Origin of the sequence: Staphylococcus sp. SM3655, assembly GCF_016917315.1 — a bacterium.
GTDB classification, from domain to species: domain Bacteria; phylum Bacillota; class Bacilli; order Staphylococcales; family Staphylococcaceae; genus Staphylococcus; species Staphylococcus aureus.
Genome location: NZ_CP070305.1, coordinates 225,234 through 248,617, shown reverse-complemented (window position 1 = coordinate 248,617; position 23,384 = coordinate 225,234). Strand labels below are relative to the sequence as shown.

The following is a 23,384-nucleotide window of genomic DNA, read 5'->3' as shown; positions in this document are numbered from 1 at the left end:
TTAAACAGCGCAACGCCATATATTTGGGTGTGCTGTTTTTCTATTATATGATGTGTTTATTACGTGGATGAATGCGTGGGTCTGAATATAGCCCGTGAAAGGCGTATGTCATAAAATTTGCGAATGGTGACAAGTCGACGCAAGCATATTTGTTGCGAGACATGCCCACTATCCTTTTACATAAAGAGTATATGTGTGACGTAGGCATATAATCGATAAAGTATTCCTAAAAAATTAGGTATAATGACCATTGTTGCAATAAGTTTTTCGGCCTTGAAACCGATAACGCATAGTATAATAGGAATAAAATATAATACAAATATCCAGTAAATCAAATTTGAAAACGATGGATGAATAGGGGTAAAGAATCTAACTAATGTAATGATTAACGCTATATAGACAAAAATAACTCTATTGATACGCCTTACCCCCTCTGTATAATAAATATAGATCGTACTAAATTGAAAATAGCAAAATATTGTTATTTCAATTATACAATGTTTTATTTGCAATATACATAACAATATGAACTTTATAATTTTGATATTGTCGGTAAAGTGAAATTTGTGGCACATTGATATTATGGATAACATTTGTAAAATGAAAATGATGATACGAGGAGATTGTAAGATGATAGATAAAAAATTAACATCACCGAAAATGACAGTGCCTTTATTTTTAATCGCGCTGATTGTATTTATAGGTATGTTTTACAGTGTAGTGACAAATCAAGAATGGCTTAAAAATATAGATATGGGATCATTAACATGGTTTACAGATTATTTCGGTGAGCCACAACGTCAGTATGTTAACAATTTATTTAATTACTATATGACGTTTAGTGCGGAAATTGGAGATGTCAAAGGTGTCGTGTTGATTTCCATTATCGTCACAATCATACTGTTTATTAAACAGAGGCATTTAGCGGTTTGGTTTGTGACATATTTGGTTTCAGGCGTCATCATGAACAAATTAATTAAAGATACTGTTTTACGTCCAAGACCATATAATCATTTAGCCGTTGATACAGGCTTTTCATTTCCAAGTGGACATTCCAACGCCAGCACATTATTATATTTCGCCTTAATGATCATAATTATTTCACTTGCTGCTAAGACAATAACAAAAGTGTTGAGTGCGCTAGTTATGGGAATATTATGGCTTAGCATATTATTTTGTCGCCTTTATTTTCATGCACATTACTTTTCAGATGTCATTGGCGGCACGTCACTAGCAATCATTTGGGTAGCGTTATTCTTAATGGTATACCCATACTTTATTAATCATCGACGACAACGCGTTTAGCAAACATCTTTAGACATAGTGGAGGTATATAGAAAAATGAGAATTAAAACACCGAGTCCATCGTATTTAAAAGGCACAAATGGACATGCGATATTATTATTACATTCATTTACAGGTACAAATCGGGATGTGAAGCATCTTGCAGCTGAGTTAAATGACCAAGGATTTAGTTGTTATGCACCGAATTATCCAGGTCATGGTTTATTGTTGAAAGATTTCATGACATATAATGTAGATGATTGGTGGGAAGAAGTTGAGAAAGCTTACCAATTTTTAGTCAATGAAGGTTATGAATCTATCAGTGCAACGGGTGTGTCTTTAGGTGGATTAATGACATTGAAATTGGCGCAACACTATCCTTTGAAACGTATCGCTGTCATGTCAGCACCAAAGGAAAAGAGTGACGATGGTTTAATAGAACATTTAGTTTATTATAGTCAACGCATGTCGGATATTTTAAATTTAGATCAGCAAGCATCGAGTGCGCAATTAGCAGCAATTGATGATTATGAAGGTGAAATTACGAAGTTTCAACATTTTATTGATGATATCATGACAAATTTAAATGTTATTAAAATGCCAGCTAATATATTATTTGGTGGTAAAGATGCGCCATCCTATGAAACAAGTGCACACTTTATTTATGAACATTTAGGATCAGTAGACAAAGAATTAAATGGTCTGAAGGATTCGCATCATTTAATGACGCATGGAGAAGGCAGAGATATTTTAGAAGAAAATGTTATTCGCTTTTTCAATGCTTTAACATAATTGAAGATTTTAAAAATTAACACTTGAATGACGATGTTATTATATTTGTCATTTGAGTGTTTTTTGTGGCGTGATAGTATAGGGAACTTAGCTAAAGTTAATTTGTGGCGTGATAGTATAGGGAACTTAGCTAAAGTTAATTTGTAGTGTGATGTCGTGGAAATATTATGGAGTTATACCAGAAGTTGATTTGTATTGTAATGTCGTGGAAATTTTATGGGCATTGCACCTGAAGTTGTTATGTGGCGAGATGTTGGGGATATAGATGGTGTTGTATATGGCGAGATATTGGCGCACGTATACAGCATTGAACCAGAAAATTTAATGTAGCGTAATGACAACACATTACAAGAGTTGACTATATTATGATAAATCCAGGCGCTACCGTATTAATGAAACAATTTTGATGCAGGTGTATTGCATGTTATTTACATACATGTTAGAGTGTTACTTAAACACGTAGACGCTTTAACGCTTTAAAGGAGATGTGAATGATGAAAAGACAACAATCACAATGGAAGTCATCAACTGGATTTATTTTAGCTAGTGCGGGTTCTGCAATCGGTCTTGGTGCCATGTGGAAATTCCCATATATGGCAGGGATTTATGGCGGCGGTGCCTTTCTAGCTATGTTCTTAATATTCACCATTTTTGTTGGGTTACCATTACTCATTATGGAATTCACTGTTGGGAAAATGGGACGGACATATACAACACAAATATATAGTAAATTAACTGGTAAAAAATGGCTCAATATCATTGGCTGGAACGGTAATTTGGCAGTGTTTATTTTATTTGGCTTCTATAGTGTTATCGGTGGTTGGATTGTCATTTACATCGGACAAGTATTATGGCAATTAGTTATATTTCAACGCATCAATCATCTCCAAGAAATGAATTTTGAAGCGGTAATATCAAATCCTTGGTTAACTGTTCTAGGGCAAGGTATATTCATATTCGCTACGATGATTATTGTCATGTTAGGTGTTGAAAAAGGATTAGAAAAGGCATCGAAAGTTATGATGCCATTGCTGTTTGTCTTTTTAATCATCATTGTGATTAAGTCTTTAACATTAGATGGTGCCTTAGAAGGTGTGAAATTTATTTTACAACCAAGAGTATCAGAGATTACTGCTGACGGTATCTTGTTTGCGCTAGGCCAATCATTCTTTACGTTATCATTAGGAACTACAGGTATGATTACTTATGCGAGTTATGCCTCTAAAGACATGACGATTAAGTCATCAGCTATTTCTATCGTTGTTATGAATATCTTTGTATCTGTATTGGCAGGTCTAGCTATATTTCCGGCGTTACATAGTTTTGGCTATGAACCACAAGAAGGGCCTGGATTATTATTTAAAGTACTACCAATGGTCTTTAGTCAAATGCATCTAGGCACATTATTCTATTTGGGATTCTTAGTGCTGTTCTTATTTGCGGCTTTAACGTCATCTATTTCTTTATTAGAATTAAATGTTTCTAACTTCACGAAGAATGACAATACAAAACGTAAAAAAGTCGCAGTGATTGGTAGTATTTTAGTATTTATCATTAGTATTCCAGCAACCTTATCTTTTGGTATCTTAAAAGATGTAAGATTCGGTGCGGGAACGATTTTTGATAATATGGATTTCATCGTTTCGAATGTATTGATGCCATTAGGCGCATTAGGTACTACGCTTGTCGTAGGACAATTATTAGATAAAAAATTATTACAACAATATTTTGGTAAAGATCGATTTAGATTATTCAGTGGTTGGTATTACTTAATTAAGTATGCGATGCCTGTCGTTATTATTTTAGTCTTTATCGTGCAATTATTTAGTTAATATATAGAAGCATCTGACACACAAGTATTTGTGTTGCTCAGGTGTTTTTTTGTTTTGAATTGAAAATTTAGTACTGGTTCTGAATTAATCGAAACTTAGATAATTGCAAAATAACAAAATGTCGTTTATAATTCTTATCTGAAAAGTAAGAATTAAAATTGAGACATGAAGAAAGGTTTCATTCATTTGATCGGCATGTCAGATGAGGGTGCATCTATGATTACTTATGATTTAATTGGCAATACACCATTAGTACTGTTAGAACATTATAGTGATGATAAAGTTAAAATTTATGCCAAGCTTGAACAATGGAATCCTGGAGGCAGTGTTAAAGACAGACTCGGGAAATATTTAGTAGAGAAGGCAATTCAAGAAGGGCGTGTGCGTGCAGGTCAAACTATTGTTGAAGCGACTGCTGGTAATACAGGCATAGGGTTAGCTATTGCAGCGAATAGACATCATTTGAAATGTAAGATCTTTGCGCCGTATGGTTTTTCAGAAGAAAAGATTAATATTATGATAGCGCTTGGTGCAGATGTTTCAAGGACGAGTCAGTCTGAAGGTATGCATGGGGCACAATTAGCTGCACGTTCCTATGCTGAAAAATATGGTGCCGTTTATATGAATCAATTTGAATCCGAACATAATCCGGATACATATTTTCATACATTGGGACCCGAATTGACTTCAGCATTACAGCAAATTGATTATTTTGTGGCTGGTATTGGCTCTGGCGGTACATTTACAGGTACCGCACGTTATTTAAAGCAACATCACGTGCAATGTTTTGCCGTTGAGCCAGAAGGGTCCGTGTTAAATGGAGGGCCAGCTCATGCACATGACACTGAAGGTATCGGTTCTGAGAAATGGCCGATATTTTTAGAGAGACGTCTTGTAGATGGGATATTTACGATTAAAGATCAAGATGCCTTTCGAAATGTCAAAAGTTTGGCTATAAATGAAGGGTTGTTAGTAGGCAGTTCTTCAGGTGCAGCATTACAAGGTGCATTGAATTTAAAAGCGCAACTAACTGAAGGTACGATTGTTGTCGTATTTCCAGATGGTAGTGATCGCTATATGTCTAAACAAATATTTGAATATGAGGAGAATAATAATGAACAAGAAAACTAAATTAATTCATGGTGGGCACACAACAGACGATTATACAGGTGCCGTTACAACACCAATTTATCAAACAAGTACATATTTACAAGATGATATTGGTGATTTACGTCAAGGATATGAATATTCTCGTACTGCGAATCCAACAAGAAGTTCTGTAGAAAGCGTTATTGCGACATTAGAAAATGGCAAACATGGCTTTGCATTTAGTTCAGGTGTTGCAGCAATCAGTGCAGTTGTTATGCTGTTGGACAAAGGAGATCATATTATTTTAAATTCAGATGTATACGGCGGTACTTATCGCGCATTGACAAAAGTATTTACACGATTTGGCATTGAAGTGGATTTTGTAGATACAACGCATACAGATTCAATTGTACAAGCGATACGCCCAACAACAAAGATGTTGTTTATTGAAACACCTTCTAATCCATTATTACGTGTTACTGACATTAAAAAGTCTGCTGAAATTGCGAAAGAACACGGTTTGATTTCAGTCGTTGATAACACATTTATGACACCTTATTATCAGAATCCATTAGATTTAGGCATCGATATTGTCTTACATTCTGCAACGAAATATTTAGGTGGACATAGTGATGTCGTTGCTGGTTTAGTTGCAACATCGGATGACAAGCTTGCAGAACGTTTAGCATTTATTTCAAATTCAACAGGTGGCATTTTAGGACCTCAAGATAGCTATTTACTTGTGAGGGGTATTAAAACATTAGGCTTACGTATGGAACAAATTAATCGCAGTGTTATTGAAATTATTAAAATGTTACAAGCACATCCAGCTGTGCAACAAGTGTTCCATCCAAGTATTGAAAGTCATTTAAATCATGAGGTCCATATGGCTCAAGCGGATGGCCATACAGGTGTGATTGCATTTGAAGTGAAAAATACAGAAAGTGCCAAACAATTGATTAAAGCAACATCGTATTACACATTAGCTGAAAGTTTAGGTGCAGTGGAAAGTTTAATTTCAGTACCTGCATTGATGACACATGCATCCATTCCAGCAGATATTCGAGCTAAAGAAGGTATTACAGACGGACTTGTAAGAATTTCTGTAGGTATTGAAGATACTGAAGATTTAGTCGATGATTTAAAACAAGCACTAGATACGTTATAAATAATAGCAGCACTAGCATATATTTTGAGTTCAACGTTTGTTGTTCTTGAATATACTAGTGCTTTTTTGTGCGATGTTAATCATTCGTGATTGAGTTATGGAGGTTTGGTGGACATTTTTATTCATTTAATTCGATAAATGTCATAGTAGTCTCACAATTCGTCATTGTCTCATGAATTACTTATTTTTTAACTTTTTAGAAAATTCGGCAAATTGTATTGACGATATATGCAATTTTACATATAATGCTTTTATTCCTAGTGGAATGATAAGAATTTGAAGGAGGGGGCTTTGCATGATTGAGTTTCGACAGGTAAGTAAGACCTTTAATAAAAAGAAGCAAAAAATAGATGCTTTGAAGGACGTATCATTTACGGTCAATCGCAATGATATTTTTGGTGTGATTGGATATAGTGGTGCAGGAAAAAGTACGTTGGTAAGACTCGTGAATCATCTTGAAGCTGCCTCGAATGGACAAGTGATTGTAGATGGACATGATATTACGAATTATAGCGATAAAATGATGAGGGATATTAAGAAAGATATCGGTATGATATTTCAGCATTTCAATTTATTAAATTCAGCTACCGTATTTAAAAATGTAGCAATGCCACTCATTTTAAGTAAGAAAAGCAAAACAGAAATTAAGCAACGAGTAACGGAAATGCTTGAATTTGTAGGATTGAGTGATAAAAAAGACCAATTTCCTGATGAATTATCTGGTGGGCAGAAGCAAAGGGTGGCTATTGCAAGAGCGCTTGTTACTAATCCGAAAATACTCCTATGCGATGAAGCAACAAGCGCATTGGATCCAGCAACGACTGCTTCGATATTGACGTTATTAAAGAATGTCAATCAAACCTTTGGCATTACAATTATGATGATTACACATGAAATGCGCGTTATTAAAGACATTTGTAATCGTGTTGCTGTAATGGAAAAGGGTCAAGTGGTTGAAACAGGAACTGTTAAAGAGGTGTTTAGTCATTCTAAAACGACGATTGCTCAAAATTTTGTGTCTACAGTTATACAGACTGAGCCAAGTACATCATTGATTCGTCGATTGAATGACGAACAAGTTGGCGATTTTAAAGATTATAAAATCTTCGTCGAGGAAACTCAGGTGACACAACCGATTATAAATGACTTGATTCAAATTTGTGGCAGAGAGGTTAAAATTTTATTTTCATCTATGTCAGAAATACAAGGTAACACCGTATGTTATATGTGGCTTCGATTTAATATAGATCTACAATTTGATGACACGGCAATAAATCAATATTTCAAAGAGAAAAATATTCAATTTGAGGAGGTGCATTAACATATGTTTGGTTCTGATTTAGACAGTGCACAGTTAGTGCAAGCATTATACGAAACGCTATATATGGTATCTATTGCTTTATTTTTAGGAGCAGTGATTGGTATTCCATTAGGTGTCTTATTGGTAATTACTCGAAAACAAGGCATATGGCCCAATATAGTGATACATCAAGTTTTAAATCCTTTAATCAATATTTTAAGGTCACTACCATTTATTATTTTGTTAATTGCGATTGTGCCATTCACAAAATTAGTAGTAGGTACTTCAATTGGTACGACTGCTGCCATCGTGCCTTTAACAGTATATGTGGCACCTTACATTGCAAGACTTGTTGAAAACTCATTATTAGAAGTAGACGAGGGGATTATTGAAGCGGCGAAAGCGATGGGCGCTTCACCACTACAAATCATTAGATATTTTTTAATTCCTGAAGCGTTAGGTTCATTAGTATTAGCAATTACCACTGCGATTATTGGACTTATTGGAAGTACGGCGATGGCAGGAGCTGTTGGCGGTGGTGGTATAGGAGACTTAGCTTTAGTGTAAGGTTATCAAAGATTTGATACGACGGTCATTATTATTACCGTTATTGTATTAGTCATTATTGTCCAAGTGATTCAAACGCTAGGGAATGTCCTAGCTAGATTCATACGTAGACATTAATGATATATAGTGAAGATTTTGAAAGGAATTGATAAAATGAAAAGATTGATTGGGTTAGTTATCGTAGCACTTGTATTATTAGCAGCGTGTGGTAGTAACAATGATAAAAAAGTAACAATTGGTGTCGCATCAAATGACACTAAGGCTTGGGAGAAGGTTAAAGAATTAGCTAAAAAAGATGATATTGATGTGGAGATTAAGCACTTTTCCGATTACAATTTACCGAATAAAGCATTAAACGATGGTGATATTGATATGAATGCATTCCAACATTTTGCATTTTTAGATCAGTATAAGAAGGCACATAAAGGAACAAAGATTTCAGGATTAAGTACAACAGTTTTAGCACCGTTGGGCATTTACTCAGATAAAATTAAAGATATCAAAAAGGTTAAAGATGGTGCTAAAGTTGTCATTCCAAATGATGTATCAAACCAAGCACGTGCTCTTAAACTATTAGAAGCAGCTGGTTTAATAAAACTGAAAAAAGATTTCGGATTAGCAGGTACAGTGAAAGATATAACGTCAAATCCAAAACATTTAAAAATTACTGCAGTAGATGCACAACAAACTGCGCGTGCTTTATCTGATGTCGATATTGCAGTTATTAATAATGGTGTAGCAACTAAAGCGGGTAAAGATCCTAAAAATGATCCGATATTTTTAGAAAAATCAAATTCAGATGCTGTAAAGCCATATATTAATATTGTTGCAGTTAATGACAAAGACTTGGATAACAAAACATATGCTAAAATCGTAGAATTGTATCATTCAAAAGAAGCTCAAAAAGCGTTGCAGGAAGATGTCAAAGATGGAGAGAAACCTGTTAATTTATCTAAAGATGAGATTAAGGCAATAGAAACGTCATTAGCAAAATAAATTATATTGCGTCCTACAAGCAAAGGTCATGCTTATGTTTGTAGGGCGTTATTGTTTGACAATAAAATTATTTCCAATAGAGAAAGGGATTGTAATCATTTTATAGTGAAATATTATGAAATTGTAATAATTTAGATATTGTAAAATCTAATAAGTTGTAATAATTTTAAGGGGTAATTATAAAATTTGATGATACAGTATATGATTTTTTTGTAATCATAATGTCATCAAACATCAACCTATTATACATAATAAAATCGTATAATGATGTAGTATTCATAAATTCGGATAAAAGAATGTTAGGAAAGTTAAGCAAGAGGAGGATTTTAAAGTGCAAAAAAAAGTAATTGCAGCTATTATTGGGACAAGCGCGATTAGCGCTGTTGCGGCAACTCAAGCAAATGCGGCTACAACTCACACAGTAAAACCGGGTGAATCAGTGTGGGCAATTTCAAATAAGTATGGGATTTCGATTGCTAAATTAAAGTCATTAAACAATTTAACATCTAATCTAATTTTCCCAAACCAAGTACTAAAAGTATCTGGCTCAAGTAATTCTACGAGTAATAGTAGCCGTCCATCAACGAACTCAGGTGGCGGATCATACTACACAGTACAAGCAGGCGACTCATTATCATTAATCGCATCAAAATATGGTACAACTTACCAAAACATTATGCGACTTAATGGTTTAAATAATTTCTTTATTTATCCAGGTCAAAAATTAAAAGTATCAGGTACTGCTAGCTCAAGTAACGCTGCGAGCAATAGTAGCCGTCCATCAACGAACTCAGGTGGCGGATCATACTATACAGTACAAGCAGGTGACTCATTGTCATTAATCGCATCAAAATATGGTACAACTTATCAAAAAATTATGAGCTTAAATGGCTTAAATAATTTCTTTATATATCCGGGTCAAAAATTGAAAGTAACTGGTAATGTATCTACGAACTCAGGATCTGCAACAACTACGAATAGAGGTTACAATACACCAGTATTCAGTCACCAAAACTTATATACATGGGGTCAATGTACATATCATGTATTTAATCGTCGTGCTGAAATTGGTAAAGGTATTAGTACTTATTGGTGGAATGCTAATAACTGGGATAACGCAGCGGCAGCAGATGGTTACACTATCGACAATAGACCTACTGTAGGTTCTATCGCTCAAACAGATGTAGGTTACTATGGTCATGTTATGTTTGTAGAACGTGTAAATAACGATGGTAGTATTTTAGTTTCAGAAATGAACTATTCAGCTGCACCAGGTATTTTAACTTACAGAACGGTACCAGCTTACCAAGTAAATAATTATAGATATATTCACTAAAGTCTTACGTATATAAATATATAATGAATTCCTATTACATTTCACAAGCTGAAAAGTTGGATTGAATCCTAAACTTTATGGCGGGGCTATCAAAGTCGTGATTGTTGTAATAGGAATTTTTGTATAAGAAAAAGGATTGGTCGAATGAACTTCATGTTCTATGTTCGACCAATCCTTTTCTGAATTAGTATTCATGCTTTACTTTGCGAATGCTTGTAAATAATCTAGCACCGTTTGTTATTAAAGTAACAACTGCCACTGCTTTTTTGAACTTACGTGGTGACTTAATTGAAATGTAAAAGTCTAACACGGTTCCTACAGTGCTTAAACCTAATGAAAGATATACTAATTTTTTATTTTTAGCATGATATTTATAGCCATTGTAGCCGTCGACTATGAAACCTGCGACATTTAGTAAACTTGATAAACGTTGTGATTTGGAACGTTTTGCCATAATAATAATTCCCCCTAGTATCTTCTGTTTATATGAAAAATTGGGTGCGCTGAATTGCTAACGTTTTGCGCTATAACTACTCATATATGATAACATAATTGTACAGTATAATTTTAAAAATTGATTTCACAAAGTTGGGGTGTCAAAGATGATTAAATGTGTCTGTTTAGTTGAAGAAACAGCTGATAAAATATTACTTGTTCAAGTAAGGAATCGCGAAAAGTATTATTTCCCAGGTGGTAAAATAGAAGAAGGGGAATCACGAGTACAAGCGCTGTTAAGAGAAGTAAAAGAAGAATTAAATTTAACATTAACAATGGATGAAATTGAATATATCGGGACAATTGTAGGTCCTGCATATCCACAACAGGATATGTTAACTGAGTTAAATGGATTTCGCGCATTAACCAAAATCGATTGGGAAAACGTAACTATCAATAATGAAATTACGGATATACGCTGGATTGATAAAGATAATGATGCGTTGATTGCGCCTGCTGTCAAAGTTTGGATTGAAACGTATGGTGGTAAACATGACAAATAATGACACCATCATGTTACGACATTATGTCCCACAAGATTATTCGATGTTAGAAGCTTTTCAATTAAGTGAAAGTGATTTGAAGTTTGTTAAAACGCCAGAGGAAAATATTACAGCTGCAATGTCTGATAATGAAAGGTATCCCATCGTTGTAATGGATGGCAGGCAATGTGTGGCCTTTTTTACATTACATCGTGGAAAAGGGGTCGCACCATTTAGCGATAACCAAGATGCAGTATTTTTCAGGTCATTTAGTGTTGATCAACGTTATCGTAATAGAGGAATAGGTAAAGTGGTAATGGAAAAATTGGCGTCATTTATCACTTCAACATTTCAGGATATTAATGAGATTGTGTTAACGGTTAATACTGACAATCCACATGCCATGGCACTTTATCGCCAACAAGGATATCAATATATGGAAGATAGTATGTTCATCGGAAGACCTGTTCATATTATGGCGTTAACTATAAAATAAATTAAATTTAAAAGCATCTTTACTCATCGTCGACCACAACAATTAATGATGAATAAAGGTGCTTTTTGTTATAGATCATCGGACAATTTACTATAGTAAAAAGCGACCTAGTGAACAATTGACATATATCCACAGGTCGCTTAACTTAAGTTATATTGCTAGTTGCGATTAATTGATAGACTCATCATTTTTGCGCTGTCGAGATGGTCTTTTTATTAAAAATGCCGTAATCCAAGCCGTAATCGGAATACTGATTGCAACGGCAATACCGCCTAAAATAATAGAAATAAATTCTTGGGCAAATATTTTAGAGTTTATAATATGACCAAATGAATATTTAAGTTTGAAAAACCAAATAAATAAAGCAAGTTGGCCACCAAAAAAGGCAAGGTAAATCGTGTTCGCAGATGTCGCTAAAATTTCTCTACCAACACGCATGCCAGATTGGAATAATTCGTATTGCGTAAGTGTTGGATTCACTTGATGCAATTCATAAATGGGTGAACTAATGGTAATCGTTAAATCTATCACAGCTGCAATAACAGCAAGAATAATAGTGAACACCATAAATTGAACCATATCAATGCCAATATTCATTGAATACACATATGTTTCATCTTGTTGTTCGGTTGAAAAGCCTTGTAGATGACCGAAGTAGACCGATAAATAAATGAGTGTAATCAACAATATTGTTGTAACGATAGTGCTGATAAATGCAGCTTGTGTTTTAACATTGTAACTATTGAGTACGAATAAATTACAAGCGCCAATAATAATGCAGAAAAAGAATGTGACGACATAAATCGGTACGCCAAAAATAATCAATACAATACTAATAATTAAAATAGCGAAATTTAAAAATAGGGTTAAATAAGAGATGAATCCCTTTTTACCTCCGAAAATTATCATCAGAAAGAGGAGCAATAACGCCAATATAAATACAGCATTCATTGTTTCGCCCTCCTTAATGTTTCAAATATTTCCATAAACAATATTGTGATAGGAATTGTAAGTACGATACCTATACCGCCTGTTAGTGCGCGCGCAATTTCTAACGACCAATTCATCGAAATAGTATAAGTCACAGTATTTGCATTTTTTAAAAAGATTAAAAACATAGGTAGTGCACCGGATAAATATGAGAATAATAAGATGTTAGTCATTGTTCCCATAATATCTTGGCCGATGTTTCGCCCAGCAAGCGCCCATCTCCTCATTGAAATGTATGGCGTACGCTGTAAAATTTCATGCATACCACTAGCAATTGTAATTGCAACATCCATAATAGCGCCAAGTGAACCTATTAACACTGAGGCTAGGAAGATATCTTTCGGTGGTAATGATAAAAAGTTCATCGTTTCATATTTAATGCCTTTACCATCTGTCATATATATGATTAATTCTGTTAAACCTATACTCAAAAAAGTTCCGATAATTGTACTGGCTATGGTAATGAGTGTACGCATATGCCAGCCTGTAACGAGCAATAAAGTGAGTATTGTTGAACAGATCATGGCAATGGTCATGAGTAAGAATAAATTAATATTGCTATGTTGAATATGAATGTAAATTGCGATTAATATGGCAATAGAATTCAAGATTAACGATAAAATCGATTGCAGTCCGACTTTGCGACCAACCAATAATACAGTTAATAAGAACAAACCAGTGATGATAACCGTTAAGGTATCACGCTTCTTTTCTATAATATAAGCATCACTCGGCTTGTTAGAAATATGTAATAATACTTTTTCGTGTGTGCGAAATGCCTCAGAATCTGCTTGCGATTTGACGTACTGATGATTAATCGTCGTCGTTTCTCCAGCAAATTGACCATTTAATATTTTGACTTTTAATTGATTTTTATATTTAATATCACGATTATTTTGTGCATCTTTTGTAGGTGTCGAAGAAACATGTTTGACATCTATAATTTGACCAATTGGTTTGTTGTAAAAGTTCTCATTATTGAATGTAAATAAAATAGCACCAATGAATGCGATGCAGAACAAACCTAAAATTATATTAAATGGCTTTGTAAATAAATTTCTATATTTCAAAAACAAAACCCCAATTCTATGAATGAATTAATATGGTGATTATACGCCCTTAATTTTTTATTTTCAAAGATATTACTGCTAAGTGTAAAACGAAAATCATCATTGATAAAGTCGAATTACTTAATGGAATGTAGACGTTTTAGTCATTAATTGCTGAATAAGTGTTAATAAGATACCAATATCACTCTTTGTATAAGGCTCCTTTGTAATAGCACATATCGTTCTTTTTAATTCAGTATGATCTAATTTTATATCTATCCATGATTTAGATTCTGGTAAATGTATATTTTGTGATGAAATGATATAACCTTCTTTTTGACGAAGGAGATACTGCGCAAGTGGTTGGCTACTGATTGTGTATACATCTGATTTAGTAATCTTGCGCAATTGTTTTTTTACAGTTTCGGCAAATGGTGCCAAGCAATAAATATGACTATGCTCAAACTGAATTAATGGTGGGTGTGTCGCCATCGTAATTGGATCGTCTGAAGGCGCATATAAATGATAGTGCTCTTCGAATAAAGGTAGCATATGTAATTGTTTGTGTTTACGTATTTCTGGTGTAAGTTCCGTGAAACCAATGTCTATATTCCCATTTAATACGCTATTTATAATTGTGTCATGTTCTAATAAGCTCGGTATGACATGTGTATCATTTTGTAAATGAAACGTTTGGATAAGTGGTAGTAACATGTGGGATACGTCACTCTCATCATAGCCAATGTAGATACTTTTATTTTTAGTTAATCCATGGCTTTGAAATTGTTCAATCGTGCTATCTAAATGTTCAATAATACGCAGAGCTTCATTAAATAATAATTTCCCTTCAGATGTGAGCGTAATATTGCGTCCTTGCTTTTTAAATAAAGACACATTAAGTTCTTGTTCTAATAATGTAATTTGACGGCTTATCGCTGATTGAGCAATGTTTAGTTCAAGTGCTGTTTCAGAGATATGTTCTCTTTTAGCGACCTCGATAAAATATCTTAATTGTTTAATTTCCATAGCGATATAGGCACCTCCAAAAATGAGTGTTTTGTAACTATTATAGCAATATTATTGATAAATGTTCTATTTTTTAGATGAATATCTTCTATTTTATATATTGAACAGATAAATTTTTTAGATTATAGTAATTATCATTAATAACTAATATCAGAATATTCTAAAAAAGGGGTGTGCATCATGCACAATGAGAAATTAATTAAAGGCTTATATGACTATCGTGAGGAACATGATGCGTGTGGTATTGGTTTTTATGCGAATATGGATAATAAAAGGTCTCACGACATCATTGATAAATCGCTTGAAATGTTGCGACGCTTAGATCATAGGGGCGGGGTCGGCGCAGATGGCATCACTGGTGATGGCGCAGGTATTATGACTGAAATACCTTTTGCATTTTTCAAACAACATGTAACGGACTTTGATATCCCAGGTGAAGGTGAATATGCCGTGGGGTTATTTTTTTCCAAAGAACGCATTTTAGGTTCTGAACATGAAGTAGTTTTTAAAAAATATTTTGAAGGCGAAGGGTTATCAATTCTTGGTTATCGTAATGTACCAGTTAATAAAGATGCCATTGCTAAACATGTAGCAGATACGATGCCAGTCATTCAACAAGTGTTTATTGATATTAGGGACATTGAAGATGTTGAAAAGCGTTTGTTTTTAGCGAGAAAACAATTAGAGTTCTATTCGACTCAGTGCGATTTAGAATTGTATTTTACGAGCTTATCACGCAAAACAATTGTATATAAAGGTTGGTTACGATCAGACCAAATTAAAAAACTATATACAGATTTATCGGATGATTTATATCAATCAAAGCTAGGGTTAGTGCATTCGAGATTTAGTACGAATACATTCCCGAGTTGGAAAAGGGCACATCCTAACCGTATGTTAATGCATAATGGTGAGATTAACACGATTAAAGGTAATGTAAACTGGATGCGAGCACGCCAACATAAATTAATCGAAACATTATTTGGCGAGGATCAACATAAAGTGTTTCAAATTGTCGATGAGGATGGTAGTGACTCTGCTATTGTAGATAATGCGCTAGAGTTCTTATCGTTAGCCATGGAGCCAGAAAAGGCAGCGATGCTACTCATACCTGAACCTTGGTTATATAATGAAGCGAATGATGCAAATGTACGTGCGTTTTATGAATTTTATAGTTATTTAATGGAACCGTGGGATGGTCCTACAATGATTTCGTTCTGTAACGGTGACAAACTTGGCGCGCTTACAGATAGAAATGGATTACGTCCAGGTCGTTATACGATTACTAAAGATAACTTTATTGTCTTTTCATCTGAAGTGGGTGTTGTGGACGTACCTGAAAGTAATGTTGCTTTTAAAGGTCAATTGAATCCTGGAAAGTTATTGCTTGTTGATTTTAAACAGAATAAAGTCATTGAAAATAATGATTTAAAAGGTGCGATTGCTGGAGAATTACCATATAAAGCGTGGATTGATAACCATAAAGTTGACTTTGATTTTGAAAATATACAATATCAAGATTCGCAATGGAAAGATGAGACGTTATTTAAATTACAACGTCAGTTTGCATACACGAAAGAAGAGATTCATAAGTATATTCAGGAACTTGTAGAAGGTAAGAAGGATCCTATCGGTGCAATGGGATATGATGCGCCAATTGCAGTGTTGAACGAGCGACCAGAATCACTATTTAATTACTTTAAACAGCTGTTTGCACAAGTTACGAATCCACCAATTGATGCGTATCGTGAAAAAATCGTAACGAGTGAACTTTCTTATTTAGGTGGCGAAGGTAACTTACTAGCACCTGACGAAACGGTTTTAGATCGTATTCAATTGAAAAGGCCGGTATTGAATGAATCACACATAGCAGCGATTGATCAGGAACATTTTAAATTAACTTATTTATCAACGGTATATGAAGGGGATTTGGAAGATGCGTTAGAAGCATTAGGCCGAGAAGCAGTGAATGCTGTAAAGCAAGGCGCTCAAATTCTAGTGTTAGATGACAGTGGATTAGTTGATAGCAATGGCTTTGCAATGCCGATGTTACTCGCAATAAGTCATGTGCATCAATTACTTATTAAAGCAGATTTACGTATGTCTACAAGTTTAGTCGCTAAATCTGGTGAGACACGAGAAGTGCATCATGTTGCTTGTTTACTCGCATATGGCGCGAATGCAATTGTGCCATACCTAGCGCAACGTACAGTTGAACAACTGACATTGACAGAAGGGTTACAAGGCACCGTTGTCGATAATGTTAAGACATATACGGATGTATTGTCCGAAGGTGTCATTAAAGTAATGGCTAAGATGGGAATTTCGACAGTGCAAAGTTATCAAGGTGCACAAATATTTGAAGCGATTGGCTTGTCTCATGATGTGATTGATCGTTATTTTACTGGGACACAGTCTAAGTTATCGGGTATTTCGATTGATCAAATTGATGCTGAAAATAAAGCACGTCAACAAAGTGATGATAATTATCTTGCATCAGGTAGTACATTTCAATGGAGACAACAAGGTCAACATCATGCTTTTAATCCGGAATCTATTTTCTTATTGCAGCACGCATGTAAAGAAAATGACTATGCGCAATTTAAAGCATACTCTGAAGCGGTGAACAAAAATAGAACAGATCACATTAGACATTTACTTGAATTTAAAGCATGTACACCGATTGACATCGACCAAGTTGAACCGGTAAGTGACATTGTCAAACGCTTTAATACAGGGGCGATGAGTTATGGATCGATTTCAGCGGAAGCACATGAAACGTTAGCACAAGCCATGAACCAATTAGGTGGAAAGAGTAATAGTGGTGAAGGTGGCGAAGATGCAAAACGTTATGAAGTACAAGTTGATGGAAGCAACAAAGTAAGTGCGATTAAACAAGTTGCTTCTGGGCGTTTTGGTGTAACTAGTGATTATTTACAACATGCCAAAGAAATTCAAATTAAAGTTGCGCAAGGTGCAAAGCCTGGTGAAGGTGGTCAATTACCTGGTACTAAGGTATATCCGTGGATTGCGAAGACAAGAGGGTCAACGCCAGGTATCGGTCTGATTTCACCACCGCCACATCATGATATTTATTCAATAGAAGATTTAGCGCAACTGATACATGATTTAAAAAATGCGAATAAAGATGCAGATATCGCGGTAAAATTAGTTTCGAAAACAGGTGTTGGTACCATTGCATCTGGGGTGGCAAAAGCATTTGCAGATAAAATTGTCATCAGTGGTTACGATGGTGGTACAGGGGCTTCACCTAAAACGAGTATTCAGCATGCCGGTGTTCCTTGGGAGATTGGTTTAGCAGAAACACATCAAACATTAAAACTAAATGACTTAAGAAGTCGTGTTAAGTTAGAAACAGACGGTAAGTTATTAACTGGTAAAGATGTAGCGTACGCATGTGCGCTTGGAGCGGAAGAATTTGGATTTGCAACTGCACCATTAGTGGTGTTGGGCTGTATTATGATGCGTGTATGCCATAAAGATACATGTCCAGTAGGAGTTGCAACTCAAAACAAAGATTTACGTGCTTTATATAGAGGTAAAGCACATCATGTTGTTAATTTTATGCATTTTATTGCACAAGAATTAAGAGAAATTTTAGCATCTTTAGGTTTGAAACGTGTAGAAGACTTAGTTGGAAGAACTGATTTATTACAACGATCATCAACATTAAAAGTGAATAGCAAAGCGGCTAGTATTGATGTTGAAAAACTGTTATGTCCTTTCGATGGGCCAAACACAAAAGAAATTCAACAAAATCATAATCTTGAGCATGGATTTGATTTAACAAATTTATATGAAGTAACGAAGCCGTATATTGCTGAAGGGCGTCGCTATACAGGTAGCTTTACAGTAAATAATGAACAACGTGATGTAGGAGTTATTACAGGTAGTGAGATTTCGAAACAATATGGAGAAGCAGGACTTCCTGAAAATACAATTAATGTTTATACGAATGGTCATGCTGGTCAAAGTCTTGCAGCATATGCACCGAAAGGCTTAATGATTCATCATACTGGAGATGCGAATGACTATGTTGGTAAAGGATTATCTGGTGGTACGGTCATTGTCAAAGCACCTTTTGAAGAACGACAAAATGAAATTATTGCTGGTAACGTCTCATTCTATGGTGCGACAGGTGGTAAGGCATTTATTAACGGTAGTGCAGGAGAAAGATTCTGTATTAGAAATAGTGGTGTAGATGTTGTCGTTGAAGGTATCGGTGACCATGGATTAGAGTACATGACTGGTGGACATGTCATTAATTTAGGTGATGTAGGTAAGAACTTCGGTCAAGGTATGAGTGGTGGTATTGCTTACGTTATCCCGTCTGATGTAGAAGCTTTTGTTGAAAATAATCAACTAGATACGCTTTCGTTTACAAAGATTAAACACCAAGAAGAAAAAGCATTCATTAAGCAAATGCTGGAAGAACATGTGTCACACACGAATAGTACGAGAGCGATTCATGTGTTAAAACATTTTGATCGCATTGAAGATGTCGTCGTTAAAGTTATTCCTAAAGATTATCAATTAATGATGCAAAAAATTCATTTGCACAAATCATTACATGACAATGAAGATGAAGCGATGTTAGCTGCATTTTACGATGACAGTAAAACAATCGACGCTAAACATAAACCAGCCGTTGTGTATTAAGGAAAGGGGGAGATACGATGGGTGAATTTAAAGGATTTATGAAGTATGACAAACAGTACTTAGGTGAATTATCACTGGTAGACCGTTTGAAGCATCATAAAGCATATCAACAACGATTTACTAAAGAAGATGCCTCTATCCAAGGTGCGCGATGTATGGATTGTGGAACGCCGTTTTGTCAAACCGGACAACAGTATGGTAGGGAAACAATAGGTTGTCCAATTGGAAACTACATTCCTGAATGGAACGACTTAGTGTATCATCAAGATTTTAAAACTGCTTATGAACGCTTAAGCGAAACAAATAACTTTCCTGACTTTACAGGGCGTGTATGTCCTGCACCATGCGAAAGTGCTTGTGTGATGAAGATTAATAGAGAATCGATTGCGATTAAAGGTATTGAACGCACAATTATTGATGAAGCTTTTGAAAATGGTTGGGTAGCGCCGAAAGTTCCGAGTCGCCGTAGAGATGAAAAAGTGGCAATCGTTGGAAGCGGTCCAGCAGGATTAACTGCTGCTGAAGAACTTAATCTACTAGGGTATCAAGTAACTATTTATGAACGTGCTAGAGAATCAGGCGGTTTATTAATGTATGGTATTCCGAATATGAAACTTGATAAAGATGTGGTTCGACGTCGTATTAAGTTAATGGAAGAAGCGGGCATTACTTTCATTAATGGTGTTGAAGTAGGCGTTGATATTGATAAAGCAACGTTAGAATCTGAGTATGATGCCATTATATTATGTACTGGTGCACAAAAAGGTAGAGATTTACCTTTAGAAGGACGCATGGGTGATGGTATACATTTCGCTATGGATTATTTAACTGAACAAACGCAGCTGTTAAATGGAGAAATTGATGATATTACAATAACTGCAAAAGATAAGAATGTCATTATCATTGGTGCTGGTGATACAGGGGCAGACTGTGTAGCGACAGCATTAAGAGAAAATTGTAAATCGATTGTTCAATTTAATAAATATACGAAATTGCCAGAAGCAATTACATTTACAGAAAATGCATCATGGCCTTTAGCAATGCCGGTGTTTAAAATGGACTATGCGCACCAAGAGTACGAAGCTAAGTTTGGTAAGGAACCACGTGCATATGGTGTTCAAACAATGCGTTACGATGTTGACGATAAAGGACACATACGTGGTTTGTATACTCAAATTTTAGAGCAAGGCGAAAATGGTATGGTCATGAAAGAAGGACCTGAAAGATTTTGGCCTGCTGACCTTGTATTATTATCAATCGGCTTCGAAGGTACAGAACCAACAGTACCGAATGCTTTTAACATTAAAACGGATAGAAATCGAATCGTGGCGGATGATACAAACTATCAAACTAATAATGAAAAGGTATTTGCTGCTGGAGATGCTAGACGTGGTCAAAGTTTAGTTGTATGGGCAATTAAAGAAGGTAGAGGCGTAGCGAAAGCAGTAGATCAGTATTTAGCGAGTAAAGTTTGTGTATAATCTTTGTATGGAAATGGTGGTTACGTTGACGTTGTGTCATGCTGAATCGAGTTTGAAATAATCTAGTATCTATCAACGTCACATGCCATCTTTGTAACCTAAAAACAAAGGTTTGTAAGACAACAAATAGATTAATTATAAGTAGTGATTTTTTACATTCGTTTTATAGGTCAACTGTAGTGGAAGACAATGATTTGTGGTAATCATGTAATGCTTAAAAACAATATTGACTTTTACAGAACGTTCATATATGATAAATATTGTGTTTAGGAGGAATACCCAAGTCCGGCTGAAGGGATCGGTCTTGAAAACCGACAGGGGCTTAACGGCTCGCGGGGGTTCGAATCCCTCTTCCTCCGCCATCAATATTTATATTAAATACTATATATAATGAAGGTAAGTGTTCAAATTTTGAGTATTTACCTTTTTTATTTGTCTTTGAATGACTCGTAATTTTTGATAATAGAAATGATAAGGCATTGAGATTGGAAGGGCATTTGGCTTGTGCAATATACATAGCTAAATGTCTTTTTTGTTTTGTGAAATATGATGGATGGCTTGTGTGGACAAGTTTGCTATTTATAGATATGCATTTTTCAATTTAGGAGTTGGCCATGCATCTACACTTTATAATGGTGAGAGCGTGGTGAGGTATTGTTAATAACGCAATTGTAGCGAGGAGTTATTGCTACATATGTCGTTATGGCTCATTGATTTTCTGAAATGGCTATCCCAGATAATTGTGACAAAATAAAAATATTTTGTTGAAAGCCTTTACATAACTTGTCTAGACAAGTTATACTCGTTTTAAGACATTAAGGGAGTGAAATATATGGCTGTAAAAAGAGAAGATGTAAAAGCCATCGTAACCGCTATTGGGGGAAAAGAAAATCTTGAAGCTGCAACGCATTGTGTAACACGATTACGTTTAGTGCTGAAGGATGAAAGTAAAGTTGATAAAGACGCATTAAGTAATAACGCGTTGGTCAAGGGGCAGTTTAAAGCAGACCACCAATATCAAATTGTCATTGGTCCAGGAACAGTCGATGAAGTGTATAAGCAGTTTATTGATGAAACAGGTGCTCAAGAAGCTTCGAAAGATGAAGCGAAACAAGCAGCTGCGCAAAAAGGGAATCCAGTACAACGTTTGATCAAATTGTTAGGGGATATTTTTATACCAATATTACCTGCGATTGTGACAGCTGGTTTGTTAATGGGGATCAATAATTTACTTACAATGAAAGGTTTATTTGGTCCAAAAGCACTTATTGAGATGTATCCGCAAATTGCTGATATTTCAAACATCATTAATGTGATTGCGAGTACGGCATTTATTTTCTTACCAGCATTAATTGGTTGGAGTAGTATGCGTGTATTTGGTGGTAGTCCGATTCTAGGCATAGTCTTAGGTTTGATTTTAATGCATCCGCAATTAGTATCTCAGTATGATTTGGCAAAAGGGAATATTCCGACGTGGAACTTATTTGGCTTAGAGATTAAGCAGTTGAATTACCAAGGTCAAGTGTTGCCTGTTTTAATTGCAGCTTATGTTCTAGCTAAAATTGAAAAAGGATTAAATAAAGTCGTTCACGATTCGATAAAAATGTTGGTCGTTGGACCCGTAGCGCTTTTAGTTACTGGATTTTTAGCATTTATTATCATTGGACCAGTTGCATTATTGATTGGTACAGGTATTACATCTGGTGTTACATTTATATTCCAACATGCAGGATGGCTTGGCGGAGCAATATATGGATTGTTATATGCACCACTTGTAATTACAGGACTACACCATATGTTTTTAGCAGTAGATTTCCAATTGATGGGTAGCAGCTTAGGTGGTACGTATTTATGGCCAATTGTTGCGATTTCCAATATTTGTCAGGGCTCTGCAGCATTTGGAGCATGGTTTGTCTATAAACGTCGTAAAATGGTTAAAGAAGAAGGCTTGGCATTAACATCTTGTATTTCTGGTATGTTAGGTGTTACTGAACCAGCTATGTTTGGTGTGAACTTACCTTTGAAATATCCATTTATCGCTGCGATATCAACGTCTTGGGTATTGGGGGCAATCGTTGGTATGAATAACGTACTTGGAAAAGTTGGTGTTGGTGGCGTGCCAGCATTCATTTCAATTCAAAAAGAATTTTGGCCAGTATATCTTATTGTGACAGCTATTGCTATTGTTGTACCATGTATACTAACAATTGTGATGTCTCATTTTAGTAAACAAAAAGCGAAAGAAATTGTTGAAGATTAATAAAATAAAAAAGGGGCGTTCGTTATTTGGACGTCCTTTATTACGTTATAAGGTGGTAATT

The 23,384-nt window shown here is 35.1% G+C and carries 19 protein-coding genes, 1 tRNA gene and 1 pseudogene; 16 read left to right on the top strand and 5 right to left on the bottom strand.

Annotated elements, in window-relative coordinates; all coding sequences use genetic code 11:
• Nucleotides 1-176: 176 nt before the first annotated feature.
• Nucleotides 177-593, bottom strand: a complete 417-nt coding sequence (locus JQN76_RS01290) for a hypothetical protein (RefSeq protein ID WP_001789536.1) — start codon at nt 591-593, stop codon at nt 177-179.
• 37 nt (nt 594-630) lie between these two features.
• On the opposite strand from JQN76_RS01290, the gene JQN76_RS01285 reads away from it, so the two are divergent.
• The 10 genes and pseudogenes from JQN76_RS01285 (at nt 631) to aaa (ending at nt 10,364) form a co-directional block, all read left to right on the top strand.
• Complete coding sequence (locus JQN76_RS01285; RefSeq protein WP_000565820.1) at nt 631-1,305, top strand: phosphatase PAP2 family protein; 675 nt, start codon at nt 631-633, stop codon at nt 1,303-1,305.
• Between the two features lie 36 nt (nt 1,306-1,341).
• Nucleotides 1,342-2,076 (top strand): alpha/beta hydrolase, encoded by a 735-nt coding sequence (locus JQN76_RS01280; protein WP_001220807.1) that lies wholly within the window; start codon nt 1,342-1,344, stop codon nt 2,074-2,076.
• A gap of 216 nt (nt 2,077-2,292) precedes the next feature.
• Nucleotides 2,293-2,406, top strand: coding sequence for a hypothetical protein (locus tag JQN76_RS01275; RefSeq protein ID WP_000510436.1), 114 nt, complete (start codon nt 2,293-2,295; stop codon nt 2,404-2,406).
• 164 nt (nt 2,407-2,570) lie between these two features.
• Nucleotides 2,571-3,908, top strand: a complete 1,338-nt coding sequence (locus JQN76_RS01270) for a sodium-dependent transporter (RefSeq protein ID WP_000828722.1) — start codon at nt 2,571-2,573, stop codon at nt 3,906-3,908.
• 216 nt (nt 3,909-4,124) lie between these two features.
• Nucleotides 4,125-5,039, top strand: a complete 915-nt coding sequence (locus JQN76_RS01265; protein ID WP_000634094.1) for a PLP-dependent cysteine synthase family protein — start codon at nt 4,125-4,127, stop codon at nt 5,037-5,039.
• On the top strand, nt 5,023-6,165 hold the full coding sequence (locus JQN76_RS01260; protein ID WP_001036664.1) for a bifunctional cystathionine gamma-lyase/homocysteine desulfhydrase: 1,143 nt from the start codon (nt 5,023-5,025) through the stop codon (nt 6,163-6,165). The genes JQN76_RS01265 and JQN76_RS01260 overlap by 17 nt, the downstream gene beginning before the upstream one ends.
• A 295-nt stretch (nt 6,166-6,460) precedes the next feature.
• Nucleotides 6,461-7,486, top strand: coding sequence for a methionine ABC transporter ATP-binding protein (locus tag JQN76_RS01255; RefSeq protein WP_001836843.1), 1,026 nt, complete (start codon nt 6,461-6,463; stop codon nt 7,484-7,486).
• A gap of 3 nt (nt 7,487-7,489) precedes the next feature.
• Nucleotides 7,490-8,149, top strand: a pseudogene (locus JQN76_RS01250) (methionine ABC transporter permease).
• 36 nt (nt 8,150-8,185) lie between these two features.
• Nucleotides 8,186-9,028: a dipeptide ABC transporter glycylmethionine-binding lipoprotein gene (gene gmpC / locus JQN76_RS01245; protein ID WP_001836847.1), complete on the top strand. Its 843-nt coding sequence runs from the start codon at nt 8,186-8,188 to the stop codon at nt 9,026-9,028.
• 331 nt (nt 9,029-9,359) lie between these two features.
• The gene (aaa, locus tag JQN76_RS01240; RefSeq protein ID WP_001170268.1) at nt 9,360-10,364 is read left to right on the top strand and encodes an autolysin/adhesin Aaa; all 1,005 of its coding nucleotides are present in this window, start codon (nt 9,360-9,362) and stop codon (nt 10,362-10,364) included.
• Nucleotides 10,365-10,548: 184 nt separating this feature from the next.
• Here the strand turns inward: aaa and JQN76_RS01235 are convergent, their stop codons facing one another.
• Nucleotides 10,549-10,818: a hypothetical protein gene (locus tag JQN76_RS01235; protein ID WP_001129473.1), complete on the bottom strand. Its 270-nt coding sequence runs from the start codon at nt 10,816-10,818 to the stop codon at nt 10,549-10,551.
• A gap of 148 nt (nt 10,819-10,966) precedes the next feature.
• Here JQN76_RS01235 and JQN76_RS01230 point away from each other — a divergent pair, with 148 nt between their 5' ends.
• Both JQN76_RS01230 and JQN76_RS01225 read left to right on the top strand, forming a co-directional pair.
• Complete coding sequence (locus JQN76_RS01230; protein WP_000588530.1) at nt 10,967-11,362, top strand: NUDIX hydrolase; 396 nt, start codon at nt 10,967-10,969, stop codon at nt 11,360-11,362.
• Complete coding sequence (locus JQN76_RS01225; RefSeq protein ID WP_000183667.1) at nt 11,352-11,837, top strand: GNAT family N-acetyltransferase; 486 nt, start codon at nt 11,352-11,354, stop codon at nt 11,835-11,837. The genes JQN76_RS01230 and JQN76_RS01225 overlap by 11 nt, the downstream gene beginning before the upstream one ends.
• Before the next feature lie 168 nt (nt 11,838-12,005).
• On the opposite strand, the gene JQN76_RS01220 is transcribed toward JQN76_RS01225, so the two are convergent.
• The 3 genes from JQN76_RS01220 to gltC all read right to left on the bottom strand — a co-directional run bounded on the left by JQN76_RS01220 (nt 12,006) and on the right by gltC (nt 14,902).
• Nucleotides 12,006-12,788: a YibE/F family protein gene (locus JQN76_RS01220; protein WP_000994678.1), complete on the bottom strand. Its 783-nt coding sequence runs from the start codon at nt 12,786-12,788 to the stop codon at nt 12,006-12,008.
• Nucleotides 12,785-13,903: a YibE/F family protein gene (locus JQN76_RS01215; protein ID WP_072433527.1), complete on the bottom strand. Its 1,119-nt coding sequence runs from the start codon at nt 13,901-13,903 to the stop codon at nt 12,785-12,787. The genes JQN76_RS01220 and JQN76_RS01215 overlap by 4 nt, the downstream gene beginning before the upstream one ends.
• A 114-nt stretch (nt 13,904-14,017) precedes the next feature.
• Complete coding sequence (gene gltC / locus JQN76_RS01210) at nt 14,018-14,902, bottom strand: glutamate biosynthesis transcriptional regulator GltC (protein ID WP_000403916.1); 885 nt, start codon at nt 14,900-14,902, stop codon at nt 14,018-14,020.
• 180 nt (nt 14,903-15,082) lie between these two features.
• Here gltC and gltB point away from each other — a divergent pair, with 180 nt between their 5' ends.
• The 4 genes from gltB (at nt 15,083) to treP (ending at nt 23,323) form a co-directional block, all read left to right on the top strand.
• Complete coding sequence (gene gltB / locus JQN76_RS01205) at nt 15,083-19,582, top strand: glutamate synthase large subunit (protein WP_000551357.1); 4,500 nt, start codon at nt 15,083-15,085, stop codon at nt 19,580-19,582.
• 17 nt (nt 19,583-19,599) lie between these two features.
• Nucleotides 19,600-21,063 (top strand): glutamate synthase subunit beta, encoded by a 1,464-nt coding sequence (locus tag JQN76_RS01200; RefSeq protein WP_000503590.1) that lies wholly within the window; start codon nt 19,600-19,602, stop codon nt 21,061-21,063.
• Nucleotides 21,064-21,332: 269 nt separating this feature from the next.
• Nucleotides 21,333-21,425: transfer RNA gene (locus JQN76_RS01195), tRNA-Ser, on the top strand.
• Nucleotides 21,426-21,895: 470 nt separating this feature from the next.
• The gene (gene treP, locus JQN76_RS01190) at nt 21,896-23,323 is read left to right on the top strand and encodes a PTS system trehalose-specific EIIBC component (protein ID WP_000279375.1); all 1,428 of its coding nucleotides are present in this window, start codon (nt 21,896-21,898) and stop codon (nt 23,321-23,323) included.
• Nucleotides 23,324-23,384: the final 61 nt, after the last annotated feature.